The following is a 13,415-nucleotide window of genomic DNA, read 5'->3' on the forward strand; positions in this document are numbered from 1 at the left end:
CGTGGCATCGACGCGTGAGTACGGCGGACAGGGCGACCCGGTAGGCGCACAGACCCTCGGCGAGCTGGTGGCGACCGCGACCCGAGATCTGTCGTTGCTCGTGCACCACGAGATCGATCTCGCCAAGGCCGAGCTCGCCGAGGAGGCGAAGAAGGCCGCCGTCGGCGCCGGTCTGGCTGCCGGCGCGGCCGCGTTCGCGCTGCTCGGCCTGCTGATGGTGTGCTTCGCGGGCGGTTTCGGGATCGCGGCCGCCGCCGACATCCCGGTGTGGGCCGGCTTCCTCTGCGTGACCGGCGTGTTCGTGGTCGTCGGCGGCGTACTCGGGTTCGTCGGCGTACGCGCATTCACGAAGATCAACGGTCCCGAGCAGACGGTTTCCACCGTCAAGGAAGGGCTGGCCTCGCTTCGCCACCGCCGGGGGTGACACGCTGGCGCGATGGCACGTGAGCGGCGGCTCGTCGAAGAGTCCGCGGTGCTGCTGCCCGGTCCCTGGACCCATCGCAACATCAACGCGAACGGGATCAGGCTGCACGTAGCCGAGGCCGGATCCGGGCCACTGGTGTTGCTGCTGCACGGCTTTCCGGAGTTCTGGTGGAGCTGGCGCCACCAACTCGTCGCGCTCAGCGAAGCCGGATACCGCGTCGTCGCTCCCGACCTGCGTGGATACGGCGCGAGCGACAAGCCGCCACGCGGGTACGACGCTCCCACCCTGTCCGCCGACCTCGCCGGTCTGGTGCGAGCACTCGGTGAGCGCAGCGCGGTCTTCGTCGGTCACGACTGGGGCGGCCACCTCGCCTGGTCCACCGCTGCGCTGCACCCGCCGGTCGTGCGCAAGCTCGTCGTGTGCTCGATTGCGCATCCGCTGTGCATGTACGACGCCCTGCGCGCCACCAACGCGCAGCGCCGGGCGAGCGGCTACATCGCCCGGTTCCAGCTGCCGTGGCACCCGGAGCGGTGGCTCGTCGACGACGACGCGGCCAACGTGGCGAGCCTGCTGCGCAGCTGGGGTGGACCGGGCTTTCCCGACGAGGAGACCGAACGACGCTGCCGAGAGGCGATGCAGATCCCGTACGTGCCGAATCGGGCGCTCGAGTATTACCGCTGGTCGGCACGCTCCCTGGGACGCACCGACGGGCGCCGCTACCGGCAGGCGATGACGAGAACGATCACCGCACCGACGCTTCAGCTGCACGGCGAGCTCGACCCGTGCGTGCTGCCGGCGACCGCGCAACGGTCGAAGCGCTGGGTCACCGGTGGTTACGTCTGGCGGGAGCTGCCGGGCCTCGGCCATTTCCCCCACCAGGAGGACCCGCAACTGGTGACCGAAGAGCTGCTCGGCTTCATCGGCGAAGGCTGAGAGCTACTGACCCGGCGCGATGTTCGCTTCCTGAGTGACGTACTGCGCGCGGCGGATCCAGAAGATCCCGTGGTAGACGACCGTTCCGTCGTTGAAGGTGAGCTGGCCACGGCGGATCAGCCGCGAGAACCAGCCCTGGTTGGCGCTGCCGATCCGTACCACGCCGGGTCCGCGGTCGTAGCTCGCCAGCAGCTTGCCTGGCCGGTGGAACGGCAGATCGCGATAGACGTAGACGTGCTGGTCGGTGACGAGCACGATCCGGTGGAAGTAGAAGCTGAGCAACGAAAGGGCGGCCTCCACGGCCCCGCCGAGGCTGGGCACCAGGTTGGCGAGGTCCTCGACCAGGCCGACGGTCAGCATCGTCGACAGGTTGTTGAACGTGAAGGCGACCGCGACGGCCTGCTCGCTCAAATGCGCGCGGCGCGCCACCCGGCCGGCCATGCGCTGGTTGTAAGGGGTGACGGCCACCCTGCGCCCCGGCGCGCCGGCGTACTCGTTGCTCGCGTCCACGACCGGAACGTAGTCGAACTCGGCGCGCCGAGTCTGGCGAATCAGTCGCAGCTTTGCGTCGACACGTCCGCGTCAGCGCTTCGACCGGCACTGGCGTCGGCCTCGACCTGCGCCGCGGTGAGCGCGTAACCCGTCGTGGGATCGTCGATCGCCGCGGCGAAGACGACGCCGGCCACCTCTCCCGAGGTGGTGATCAGCGGCCCGCCGGAGTTGCCCGGTCGCACCTTTGCGTAGAGCGCGTAGATCTGGCGAGTGACCTGACGGTTTTGGTAGATGTCCGGGCCGCGGGCGTTCTGCACGTCGCGCACGCGGGCCGGACCGAGCGTGAGGCCGCCGTTTTCCGGGTAGCCGGCGACCACGGCGGGATCGCCGGTCGACAGCGCCCCGGCGAACGGCAGCGCGGTGAGGTCGAGGTTCGGTACGAGCAGGACCGCGATGTCGGTGCGCGGGTCGTACACCACGACCCGGGCCGGCAGCGTGCGGCCATCGATCGTCTGCACCGACGGGTTCTGGACTCCCGCGACGACGTGCGCGTTGGTCATGACCCGATCCGGCGCGTAGACGAAGCCGCTGCCCTCGAGCTGACGCGAGCACGACTGGGCGATGCCGGTGATCTTGACGACGTCCGGTTCGTCACGGCGTACGGCGGCGCTGCGCGCCAGCCCGGGCGGTGGCGGCTTGACCTTCACGGTGTGGGGCGTGGAGATCCCGCCGAACACCTCCGGCAGCCCGTCGCGGTCGAGCAGCCGCCGGAAGGACGAGAACCAGGTGGTGGCGCCGTCGGGCATCACCCGGTCCACGCCGCGCAGGATGCTCGAGTGCCTGATCTCCTTGGCCACCCCGCCCGCCGCGCTCTGCGCGAGCGACGCGCCGACCAGCCAGGCCACGAGCAGGACGGAGATGACACTGACTGCGCCGCCGGCCACCGAGTCGAGGGTGCGCAGCGGGCGCCAAGTGAACTCCTTGCGGATCGCGACACCGATCAGCGTCGCGACGAGCTGCCCGAGCATCGCGCACACCACGACGGCGAGCAGACCGAACATCGCCGGACCCAACCCGACCCTGATGTTGCTGTGCAGTGAACTGGCGTACTTCGCGCCGAGCGCGCCCCCGCCGAGGAACCCGACGAAGGACAAGAACCCGACGATGAACCCCTGCCGGTAGCCGCTGAAGGCGAAACCGACGCAGATGACCAGCAGTACCCAGTCGAGGGTGTCCATCAGGGGACCCGGACCGACAGCGGGATCGGGACCGAGACGCTGCGATCCCAGGGCCGCTCCCACCCGCCCAGCCGAATCAGCTGGTCGAGCACCCCGCCGGTGAACCCCCACACGAGCATTCCGGCGACCCGGAACGCGGGCGACTCATAGCCCAGCGGGTGTTTGACCGTGACCCGGTTGGCCGGGTCGGCGAGGTCGGCGATGGCGACCCGCGAGACTGCGGCGACCTCGAGCGGGTCGACCGGCTCGACGCGGGACGGCTCGCGCCACCAGGCGAGGACGGGCGTGACGAGGTTGCGGCTGGGTGGGATCCACAACTGCGGGAGCAGCGTCAGCACGTCGACTCCGGACGGGTCCAGCCCGACCTCCTCGACGGCCTCGCGCAGCGCGGCGGCGGCCGGGCCGGCGTCGTCCGGATCGATCCCGCCGCCGGGAAACGCCGGTTGGCCGGCGTGGTGGCGCAGATCCTCGCTGCGCTGCTGGAGCAAAACGTCAGGCCCGTGGTCCCCCTCGCCGAAGAGCACCAGGACCGCCGAGCGCCGGACACCCGGACCGGTGTCGGCGCGCAACGGCACCGGCGTGAACGCGTCGGCGTCGGCCGCGGTGGCTGCATCGGCCAGCCGCACCAGCCAGTCGGGCGCGCTCACGTGACGCCGAGGTAGGTCGAGATGTCCGCACGGAGCTCGGCCGCGCTGTCGTAAGCCCCCAGGTGCACGTGCACGACTCTGCCGGACGTCCCGACAAAAGCCGTCTCCGGCGGGCCGGGCGCCTTGGCGAGATCGATGAGGAACTTCCGGTCCGGATCGCTGACCGACGGGTAGCGGACGGGTGGGCGGACCGCCGTGCCGAACGCCAGCCCGTCGCTGACGCTGTCCTCGGTGTCGATGCCGAGGAAGGTCACCCGGCCGCGGTCCTCGTCGTACACCGTCGAGAGGTACCCGGCCTCCTTGCCGCAGGGACCGCACCAGGAGCCCCACACGTTGACGACGGCCGGGCCGCGCAGCCCGGCAAGATGCACCGACGGTCCGTTCCCGAGACAGTCCAGCGTGAGGTTCGGCAAGCCGTCGGGCAGGTCGGCCGAGGACGACGCCGGGCAGGGCGCAAGCCTTGCGGCTCTGACAAGACTTGCCAGCTTCGGGCTCGGCGGGGATGAGTGACCGGTGCCGTCGCCACCCCCCGACGCCGACGCGCACCCGGTCGCCGCGACCAGTGCGGCGACCAGCAGCAGACTGCCGCGAACCCTCACGCAGTCGGGTTCGTCTGCGACGGTGACTTGAGCAAGCGCTCGGCCAGCACCGGGTCGGTGGGCCCGAGACCGTACGACGGGCACAGCTTCGCCAGCGGGCAGGCGCCGCACGCCGGCTTCCGGGCGTGGCAGGCCCGCCGACCGTGCCAGATCATGCGGTGCGACAGCCCGGTCCAGTCCGCCTTGACGAACAACGCCCCCACCTCGTGCTCGACCTTGACCGGGTCCTCCTCGGTCGTCCAGCCGAACCGGCGGGACAGCCGGCCGAAGTGGGTGTCGACCGTGATCCCCGGGATCCCGAAGGCGTTGCCGAGGACCACGTTGGCGGTTTTGCGGCCCACCCCGGGCAGCTTGACCAGCTCGTCCAGCTTGGCCGGCACCTCTCCGGCGTACTGCTCGTCGAGCGCTTGCCCCAGCTTGATCAGACTGTCGGTCTTGGCCCGGAAGAAGCCGGTGGACTTGATCATCGTCTCCAGCTCGGCGCGCTCTGCGGCGGCGTAGTCCTTCGCCGTCGGGTAGCGCCGGAACACCGCCGGAGTGACGGAGTTGACCATCTTGTCGGTGCACTGCGCCGAGAGCACCGTCGCGACGAGAAGCTGGAGCGGCGAGGCGAAATCGAGCTCGCAGTGGGCGTCCGGATAGGTCGCTTTGAGTACTTTGTCCATGCGGCGGGCCCGGCGTACCAATGCGGTACGGGACTCCTCTGTCGGCACCCCGCGACTCTACGGCGCGGGCCTGACCTCGCTTTTCATAGGCCAGAGGAGTGACGTGGGTCGCACTCCTATTAAGGGCCAGCAAGATCACGCCGATGCGCCAAAGGAAGCTGCGGAGAGTGAGGAAATGCCGAATCGGCCCACGGCGGACCGAAAAACGCCGCCCGAACGGGACCCGCAGTTCGCCCATCTCGACCTGGGCGGGCTGCGCGAGTACCGCGCGACCCTGACCCATGAGGAGAGTCGGGTGTCGTACTGGCGTCGCATCATCCAGGCTCGGCTCGACATCGTCACGACCGCTCGAGACAGCGGCTCCGCCACCGTCGACGACCTCCGCGGCGTGTTCGCCGAGCGCGCTCCCAGCACCCGCCGCACCGCCCTGGTCTCGGTCATGCCGGTCGACGACATGCCGCCGTTGCCCGACCTCGCCGAGCTGTGGTCGCGCGAGCCCGACCCGATCAACGACGCCCGCAACGTGACGCTGATCGAAGACCTGACCAGCGCCGAGCAGCAGCTCTCCGCCTACCGCGCCGCCCTGCACCGTCAGCTGGCGGCGGCCACGAGCGAGCTGATCGCCCGCTACCGGGAACAGCCCGACCTGTGCCTGTCGGCCCTGCCGGTCGCTCCGGGCGCGAACCGCATCTCCATCTGAGACAGCGATCAGCCGGCTTGCGCCCAGGGCGCAACGGTGTGGCACGCGGTCGCAGATGTGAGGCAGACTCCTGCGCAGGCACGACGGCGCAGGCGCGGAGGAGGTCCGGTGGAAGGCGTACTCGGCTCGGTGCCGCTGTTCGCGGCGCTCGATGCCGACTCCGCGGCCGCGCTGGAGAAGATGCTCACCACCCGCAGCGTGGGCAAAGGACACATCGTCTTCAGCGAGGGCGATGACGGCGATCGGCTGTTCATCGTGCTCGACGGGAAGGTCAAGATCACCCGGGCGTCCATGGACGGTCGGGAGAACCTGATCGCCGTGCTCGGCACCGCCGAGATGTTCGGCGAGCTGTCGCTGTTCGATCCGGGCCCACGCACCGCGAGTGTCTCCGCCGTCACCGACGCGACGCTGGCCTCACTCGACCACGACGACCTCAGACCGCTGCTGCTCGAACGTCCCGGCGTCGCCGTCGAGCTGTTGCAGGCGCTCGCGCAACGGCTGCGACGCACGAACGAGGCGATGGCCGATCTGGTCTTCACCGATGTCCCCGGTCGCGTCGCGAAGGCCCTGCTCGACTTGGCGGACAAGTTCGGCGTGGTGGAAGCCGACGGCACTCGGGTGCGCCACGACCTCACCCAAGAAGAGCTCGCGCAGCTCGTCGGCGCGAGCCGCGAGACGGTGAACAAGGCGTTGTCGGAGTTCGCCCATCGCGGCTGGCTGCGCATCGAAGGCCGCAGCGTGTTGCTGCTGGAACCCGAGCGCCTCGCCCGTCGCGCCAGGTAGCGCTCAGCGTCCCATCGGGGCCGCGGCGCCGATGACTCCCGACGATTGAGTAGTCGTACTCAGGCTGACCGGTCGGCTGCCGCGAATAGTCGACGGCATGGAGCTCACCGTCTCGATTCGCCGCCGTGCCAGCCGTCGCCAGCCTGCTCGCAAGCCCACCGCCCGGCGGGAGGCCTGGCGCGGATGGGCCGGGTACGCCGCCGCCGTCCACCTGCAGCTGCTGGGCCTGGCCGTGCTGCGACTCGGTCCAGGCCTCGTGGTCGCCCAGGTCGTCGTACTCGCCGCGACCCTCGCCTCCGCACTGCTGTCGGTCGTGCACGATGCGGGCCACAGCGAGTTCTCCCGCCGCCCGTGGGTGAACGTCGTCGCGGCGCAGACCGCGGTGCCGATGGGCCTGTGGATCGGTCAGTACCGGGTCAAGCACCGGGTCCACCACAGCCAGGCCAACGTGTACCCCGTCGACGAGTCGACCACGCCGCACCCGCTGTTGCGGGTGCACCCGCTGTCCGCGCTGCGGCCGTGGCACCGCCTCCAGCACCTGTACGCGCCCGCGCTGTACGCACTTGCCTGGGTGGGTGATCTGCGCAGCCAGGTCCGGTACCTGCTCAGCGGGCGAGCCGGGGACACCGTGACCGGCACGCTGCGGTCACGAGCGTCGTCCTACGTCGCGGAGAAGGCGCTCACCGTCGCGCTGTTGCTGCCGTACGTCGCACTCGCCGGCGCGGCACGGTCGCTGACGATCGGGGCCGCGGTGCTGGGCCTGGCGTCGCTGTTCGCCGCGCTCGTCTTGATCGGCGGGCACGTCAACGTCGGCCTGGCTGACACGCCGGACGCTGCGTTCGTCGAGCGGATCTTCGCAACGACCGCGGCGTTCTCCACGACCTCGCCCTGGATGCGCCGGCTCACCGGCGGCCTGACCCACCACCACGTTCATCACCTGCGCGCGCACGCGCCTCGGTCAGCGTTCGACTCGCTCCACCGCGAGCTGGTCGTGTCGACCGCCGAGCAGCATCAGCTTTCGCTCGTGGAGTTCCCTTCGCTCGGCGCGCTGGTCGTGGGGCACTTCCGGCGGTTGCGCGAGCTCGGGGTCGACCCGGCCGCGGTCGCAACGACGTCGGGTCACTCAGCGAGGCAGGGCGGACAGCGCACGCTGCGAGGCGGCAAGCTCGCCACGCATCTCGGTCGCGCCTGACAGCGCAGCCGCCTGCCGCACGGCGTACCTCGCCGCCGGCACGTCGCCCGCCGCAGAAAGGCACGCGCCGAGCACCCGCAACGCGACGATCCTCGATCGCACGTCCTGCGCGGGCTGCGCCATCGCCTGCTGAGCCACGTCGAGCGCCTCAGCGGTCTCACCGAGCTCCAGCAGACAACCGGCGAGGTGAGCCAGCGCCTGTCGCCGCGGGAAGGCGAGCGAGGCATCGACGACGACCTGCGCCTCGCGGAGCAAGCCCACCGCCTCCTGGGTCTGGCCTCGTGCCCGGAGGGCCTGCGCCAGCAGCACCCGAAGACTGACCAGCGCGCCCGGCTGGAGGTCGAGGCCTTCGGCGCGCTCCAGGGCAGACCGGGCGGCGCTCTCGGCCGCGTTGGCGTCACCGAGGTCGAGGCGGCAGTAGCCGATGCTCACCGTCGCGAGCGTCGCGGGCAGCGGGTTGCGCGCCCGGCTCGCGAGCTCGACCGCCTGCTCGAGCCGCCGGATCGCCTTGCGCTGGCGTCCCGCCCCGCGCAACGCCGCCGCTGAGGCGATGGAGGCCATGCACTGGCCCCATGTGTCGCCCAGCTCGGCGAAGATGTCGTACGCCGCGGCCGCCTCGTCGAGCGCCGTGGTGATCAGCCCGAGCTCGGCGGCCGCCAGGCCGTCGATCGTGAGGCAGGCCGCAACTCCCCACGTGTCGCCGATCGCCTCACCCAGCGGGAGCAGGCTCTGCGCGAGCTCGCGCGCCTCGGCCAGCCGCCCTTGCAGCAACCGGATGAAGGCCTCGGTCCCGGCACACCACGACAGACCACCGTCGTCGTCGAGACTGGCGAACACCGCTCCCGCGGCGCGCAGCTGCTGCTCGGCGAGTCCGTAGTCGCCGCGAGTCGTGGCGCTCCAGGCGAGGTGTTGCAGAGCCCAGCCGGCGCCGCGGCGGTCGCCCACCCGCTCGGCGAGCGCGAGCGCCTGTCCGAACCGCTCCTCGGCGGAGGTCAGTCGAGCAGCCAGGAAGTCCATCATGCCGAGTTGGCGCAGCGCCTCGCCGGTCACTCGGTCGTGGCCGGACTCACTCGCGGCGGCCAGTGCGGTCACCAGGGCACGGGTGGCGCGGTCGTCCTCGCCGCGGCGTCGCAGGATGTCGCCGTGCACGACGAGCGCGGTGGCTCGCAGCCGCTGGTCGGTCGAGGCGAGCGCGAGGTCGAGGTCGCGCTCGGCGTCGTCGAGCCGGTGTAGTGCAGCTTTCGCTGCGGCGCGACGCACCAGTGCCCGTGCGATCGCGGGCTGCGGCACGCCGTCCCCGGCCAGGTCGACCGCGCGAGTGAGCAGGGACTCCGCGCGCATGTTGTCGTCGCGCGCCAGTGCCGACTCACCGAGTCGATCCAGCGCGCCGAAGCCCACCTCGCGCGCCGACCAGGCGGCGTCCACCGCGGGCAGGTTCATCTCGGCGGCCAAGGCCACCGCTTGCTCCGCCTGCGCTGCCACGAACGTGTCGGTGTCGGCGGCTGACCACTGGAGGCCGTCGATCGCCCAACGCGCGACCGCGGCATGCCGCCGGGCGCGTTCGCCTTTGGGGATCCCGGCGTACGCCACGTCGCGGGCGAGTGCGTGGGTGAAGACGAACTGCGGCGCGGCTTCCGAACCGTCGGAGACCGGCCGCACGATGCCGCGCGACACCAACTCGTCGAGCCCGCTCGCGACCGGATCGGCCTCCTCGCTGTCCACCGGGCTGAGCGCACGAAGCATCCCGTAGGTGAACCGGTTGCCGACCACGGACGCCTCGCGTACCAACGTTCGCGCCGCCGGCGAGAGCCCGTCGATGCGTGCCGCGAGCACCGCCTGAACCCCGGCGGGCAACACCTGGCGCGGGAGCTCGCCGACCAAATGCCAGCCGTCGCCTTCGCGACGGAGCAGACCGCGGTCGACCAGCAGGTGAAGCAGCTCGGCCAGGAAGAACGGGTTGCCCTGGGCGCGGCCCAGCAGCAGGTCGCGGGACCCGGGGTCGAGCTCGGCGCCGTCGAGGTAGGCGCGCAGCAGCCGCTCGCTCGCCGCATCGTCGAGCGGCGACACCGGCAACAGCTCCGGGTCCGGCAGCCGCTCCCACCAAGGGCTGCTCAACAGGTCGGGCCGCCCGACGGTCACGAACATCACCGCACCTGTGATTTCGGATGCGAGGTCCGCCAACGACCGCAGCAGATCGCCGACGGCCCAGTGGGCGTCGTCCATGACGAGCACCAGCGGGCCTTCCGCGGCGAGTGCGCGAAGCACGCTGCCGACCGCTTCGACCATCGGATCGCGGGAGACCTCTACGCTGCCCGGGGTCGCGGTGTCACGCGGGCCGATCGGACCCCACTCCACCAGCCCGAGCAGCGCCAGGAGGCGGTCGACCGCCTGGCTGCTGATCGGCCGCCCTTCCGCGAGGCCGCCGATGCGGGCGACGGTACGCCGAACTCGGCCGACCGCGGTCTCGGTGTCGTCGTCTTCGACGATGCCGAACGCGGTGCGCATCCAATCGGCGAGCGGGGACAGCTCCCGACGCTCGCCGTATGGTGCGCAGCGGCCCCACAGCACCCGGACCGCGGGAAGCTCGCCGGCAAACTGGGCGAGCTCGGCCGCCAGCCTCGTCTTCCCAACGCCGGCCTCGCCGGTCAGCACCACCGACGCCGGCTTCTCCCGCTCCACGACGTCGAGCGCGCGACCGACCAAACGTCCGAACTCCGCGTCGCGGCCGATGAACGGCGCCTCTTCGCCGAGTCCGATCCGCGCGGCGCCCGGCGGACGGAGCCCGACCAGCTCGTACGCCGGTACCGGCTCCCGCTTGCCTTTCAGGCGCAGCGGTTGCAGGGCCCGCCACGACGCGATCGACATGGTCGCGAGTGCCGTCGAGCGCCCGGCGTACACGGCCCCTACGCTCGCCGCGTCGGACAGCCGCGACGCCGTGTTCACCGTGTCGCCGACGACCGTGTAGGACAACGACGCCTGGATGCCGGCGAGGACCTCACCGGTGTTCAGTCCGACGCGAAGCCCCATCCGGCGGCCGCCACCGGACTCCTCCTCCATCACGCGACGGACCGCGGCCTGCATGTGCGCGGCCGCGCGCACCGCGCGCTCGGTGTCGTCCTCGTGTGCGGTCGGCGCGCCGAAGACGGCCATGATGCCGTCACCGGTGAGCTTGTCGATCGCGCCGCCGTGGTCGGTGACGGATTTGCCGAGGACGCCGAGCACGTGGTCGATGACCACGCCGACCCGTTCCGGGTCGACCTCTTCCGCCCACGCCGTGAAGTCCGACAGGTCGCCGAACAGGACGGTGACGATGCGGCGTTCTGCCGTGGTCTCGGCCGCAAGCTCCGAGGTGTCGAGCAGTGCGCCGCAGGAGTAGCAGAAGCGGGCCGCGGACACCGTAGGCGTGCCGCAGACCGGGCAGGTGAGGGGCGCGTTCATCGGTGGAGACGGTCAGCCGCTGTCGCGGAGGTAGTCGAGCTGGGCCCGCACCGACAGCGTGGCGAACGGCCACAGCGACTCGTCCACGTCGGCGTACACCCGGCGTACGACCTGGTCCTCGGTCTCGTCCCCGGCCGCCAACGCGGCTCTCACCTGGTCGAGCCGCTCGATGCGGTGCGCCAGGTAGTAGTCGAGGACGGCGATCGGCTCGTGCAGCACCGGGCCGTGCCCCGGCAGGATCACCTCGATGTCGCCGCCGACGATGTCGCGCAGGCGTTGCAGCGAGGTGAGGTAGTCACCGAGGTGCCCGTCCGGGTGGGCGATGACCGCGGTGCCGCGGCCGAGCACGGTGTCTCCGGTCAGCAGCGCGCGGTCGGACTCGAGCACGAAGCTCACCGAGTCGCTCGAGTGGCCCGGGGTCAGCACGGTCAGCCAGTCCAGGCCGGCGAGTGCGGTACGACCGGGATGATCGGGGATGGGGTCGGCACCGATGCACAGCGCCGCGTCGCGGGCGATGACCGGCGCCCCGGTGATCTCGTGCAGCTGCGGCGCGCACTCGCCGTGGTCGAAGTGCCCGTGGGTCAGCACGATGGCCTCGATGGCACCGAGCTTCGCGATCTCCTCGACGTGACCGTTTTCGACGGGGCCGGGGTCGATCACGACCGCCCCGCCGTCGCCGTCGGGCGCGCGGAGCACCCAGGTGTTGGTGCCGTCGAGCGTCATCGGACCAGGGTTGGGCGCCAGCAGTCTCGAGGCGCTCGACGTCACGGCTTCGAGGGTGGACATGCTCAGGCCTTGGGGTAGTCCGGCTCGTGCGGAAGCAGGAACCGCAGCTGGTCGTTCTCGCCGAAGACCAGCTTCGGCAGGATCCGACTGACCGTACGAGCGGCGGCGGTGTCGAGGATCTGCTCGACCGACCCGAGCGTGGCGAGGTCGCGCAACGCCGAGATCGTCGGCGGCATCAGCATCATCTCGCCGGCCTCACTCGCCGCGACCGCATCGGCGGGACGCATCCAGGCGACCCGGTCCGCCTCGCCGCCGACGTCGCGGGTCCGTTGCCCTTCCGGGAGCGCCGCCACGAAGAACCGGGTGTCGAACCGGCGGGTCTCGATCTCCGGGGTCAGCCAGTGCGCCCACGGCCGCAGCAGGTCTGCCCGGAGGACCAGGCCCCTGCGCTGCATCATCTCCGCGAACGACAGCGAACGGTCTATCAGCGCGAGCCGGTCGCTCTCCCACTCGTCGCCGCTGGTGTCGGCGACCACCGTGTCGGAGTCGGGCCCGGCGAGGAGCACGCCGGACTCCTCGAATGTCTCGCGTACCGCGGCACACACGAGCGCGCGGGCGGTCTGCTCGTCGCTGGACAGGTCCGATGCCCACTCCGCGGGCGAGCGGCCCACCCACGCGTCGTCGCCGAAGTCGATGTCACGCGGATCCATCGACCCGCCCGGGAAGACGAACGCGCCGGCTGCGAACGCCATCGAGGCGCTGCGGCGCAGCAAATAGACCTCGGGTCCGCCATTGCCGTCACGAACCATCACGACCGTCGCCGCGTGACGCGGCTCGACCGGCTCGATCTCACCCGCGTCGAGCTGACGCAGCCGGTCGACGAGACCGGCGAACAAATCGTTCGGGTTCGTCACGTGGCTTTCACCTGCACGACGACCTCCACCTCGACCGGCGCGTCCAACGGCAGCACAGCAACTCCGACCGCACTCCGCGCGTGACGGCCGACCGGGCCGAACGCGGTCCCGAGTAGCTCGCTGGCGCCGTTGACGACCGCCGGCTGGGCGGTGAACGACGGGTCACTCGCGACGTAGCCGACGACCTTCACCACCCGCTCGACGCGGTCGAGATCGCCGATCTCAGCCTTGATCGCGGCGAGAGCGTTGAGGGCGCACACCCGAGCCAGGGCGGCGGCGTCCTCGGCCGAGACCTCGGCGCCGACCTTTCCCCGGGCAACGAGCTCGCCGGCGACGGTCGGCAGCTGTCCCGACGTCCAGACGAGACCGCCGGCCAGCACGGCAGGGACGTACGCCGCGACCGGCTTCGCGACCTCGGGCAGCGCGAGCCCGTCGCCGGCCAGCCGTGCCTCGACCTCGCTCATGGCTGCTGCCTCATGAAACGGGACGCTTGAGGTAGGCGACCAGCTGGTCGCCGCCACCCGGTGCGGGGACGACCTGGACCAGCTCCCACCCGTCAGCACCCCACTGGTCGAGGATCTGCTTGGTGGCGTGCACCAGCAACGGGACGGTCGCGTACTCCCACTTCGTCGTCACACCCGCACCCTATTGCGCCCCCGATTCC

General features: G+C 71.2%; 15 protein-coding genes. 5 read left to right on the forward strand and 10 right to left on the reverse strand.

Going from position 1 to position 13,415, the window contains the following annotated elements:
• Position 1 precedes the first annotated feature (1 nt).
• Entirely contained in the window at positions 2 to 424 is a 423-nt protein-coding gene (locus tag VG899_14425; GenBank protein ID HWA67553.1) for a phage holin family protein, read from the forward strand.
• A gap of 12 nt (positions 425 to 436) precedes the next feature.
• Entirely contained in the window at positions 437 to 1,357 is a 921-nt protein-coding gene (locus tag VG899_14430) for an alpha/beta hydrolase (protein HWA67554.1), read from the forward strand.
• A 3-nt stretch (positions 1,358 to 1,360) separates the two neighbouring features.
• Here the strand turns inward: VG899_14430 and VG899_14435 are convergent, their stop codons facing one another.
• From VG899_14435 to nth, 5 genes are read right to left on the reverse strand one after another with little or no spacing between them, the layout of a single operon-like run.
• Positions 1,361 to 1,867, reverse strand: a complete 507-nt coding sequence (locus VG899_14435; GenBank protein HWA67555.1) for a hypothetical protein — start codon at positions 1,865 to 1,867, stop codon at positions 1,361 to 1,363.
• A gap of 41 nt (positions 1,868 to 1,908) precedes the next feature.
• Positions 1,909 to 3,087, reverse strand: a complete 1,179-nt coding sequence (locus tag VG899_14440) for a MarP family serine protease (GenBank protein ID HWA67556.1) — start codon at positions 3,085 to 3,087, stop codon at positions 1,909 to 1,911.
• Positions 3,087 to 3,734, reverse strand: a complete 648-nt coding sequence (locus tag VG899_14445) for a CoA pyrophosphatase (GenBank protein HWA67557.1) — start codon at positions 3,732 to 3,734, stop codon at positions 3,087 to 3,089. Before VG899_14445 ends, VG899_14440 begins: the two co-directional genes overlap by 1 nt.
• Positions 3,731 to 4,333, reverse strand: coding sequence for a TlpA disulfide reductase family protein (locus VG899_14450; GenBank protein ID HWA67558.1), 603 nt, complete (start codon positions 4,331 to 4,333; stop codon positions 3,731 to 3,733). The genes VG899_14445 and VG899_14450 overlap by 4 nt, the downstream gene beginning before the upstream one ends.
• Entirely contained in the window at positions 4,330 to 4,998 is a 669-nt protein-coding gene (nth, locus tag VG899_14455; GenBank protein ID HWA67559.1) for an endonuclease III, read from the reverse strand. Before nth ends, VG899_14450 begins: the two co-directional genes overlap by 4 nt.
• 175 nt (positions 4,999 to 5,173) lie before the next feature.
• Here nth and VG899_14460 point away from each other — a divergent pair, with 175 nt between their 5' ends.
• From VG899_14460 to VG899_14470, 3 genes are all read left to right on the forward strand, one after another.
• Positions 5,174 to 5,698, forward strand: a complete 525-nt coding sequence (locus VG899_14460; GenBank protein ID HWA67560.1) for a hypothetical protein — start codon at positions 5,174 to 5,176, stop codon at positions 5,696 to 5,698.
• 108 nt (positions 5,699 to 5,806) lie between these two features.
• Positions 5,807 to 6,481, forward strand: coding sequence for a Crp/Fnr family transcriptional regulator (locus tag VG899_14465; GenBank protein HWA67561.1), 675 nt, complete (start codon positions 5,807 to 5,809; stop codon positions 6,479 to 6,481).
• 97 nt (positions 6,482 to 6,578) lie between these two features.
• Entirely contained in the window at positions 6,579 to 7,673 is a 1,095-nt protein-coding gene (locus tag VG899_14470) for a fatty acid desaturase (protein HWA67562.1), read from the forward strand.
• Here VG899_14470 and VG899_14475 read toward each other — a convergent pair.
• Genes VG899_14475 through VG899_14495 form a run of 5 tightly spaced genes read right to left on the reverse strand, consistent with a single transcriptional unit; the run spans position 7,605 to position 13,387 of the window.
• Positions 7,605 to 11,111, reverse strand: coding sequence for an adenylate/guanylate cyclase domain-containing protein (locus tag VG899_14475; protein HWA67563.1), 3,507 nt, complete (start codon positions 11,109 to 11,111; stop codon positions 7,605 to 7,607). The two genes, VG899_14470 and VG899_14475, sit on opposite strands and share 69 nt — an antisense overlap.
• Before the next feature lie 12 nt (positions 11,112 to 11,123).
• Positions 11,124 to 11,897 (reverse strand): MBL fold metallo-hydrolase, encoded by a 774-nt coding sequence (locus tag VG899_14480; GenBank protein HWA67564.1) that lies wholly within the window; start codon positions 11,895 to 11,897, stop codon positions 11,124 to 11,126.
• Positions 11,898 to 11,899: 2 nt separating this feature from the next.
• Entirely contained in the window at positions 11,900 to 12,751 is an 852-nt protein-coding gene (locus VG899_14485; protein ID HWA67565.1) for an NUDIX hydrolase, read from the reverse strand.
• Positions 12,748 to 13,215, reverse strand: coding sequence for a RidA family protein (locus VG899_14490; protein HWA67566.1), 468 nt, complete (start codon positions 13,213 to 13,215; stop codon positions 12,748 to 12,750). The genes VG899_14485 and VG899_14490 overlap by 4 nt, the downstream gene beginning before the upstream one ends.
• Positions 13,216 to 13,225: 10 nt before the next feature.
• Positions 13,226 to 13,387 carry a DUF4177 domain-containing protein gene (locus tag VG899_14495; GenBank protein ID HWA67567.1) on the reverse strand — a complete coding sequence of 54 codons (162 nt, stop codon included), beginning with the start codon at positions 13,385 to 13,387 and terminating at the stop codon, positions 13,226 to 13,228.
• Positions 13,388 to 13,415 lie beyond the last annotated feature (28 nt).

Source organism: Mycobacteriales bacterium (assembly GCA_035550055.1).
Lineage (GTDB): Bacteria > Actinomycetota > Actinomycetes > JAFAQI01 > JAFAQI01 > DASZTV01.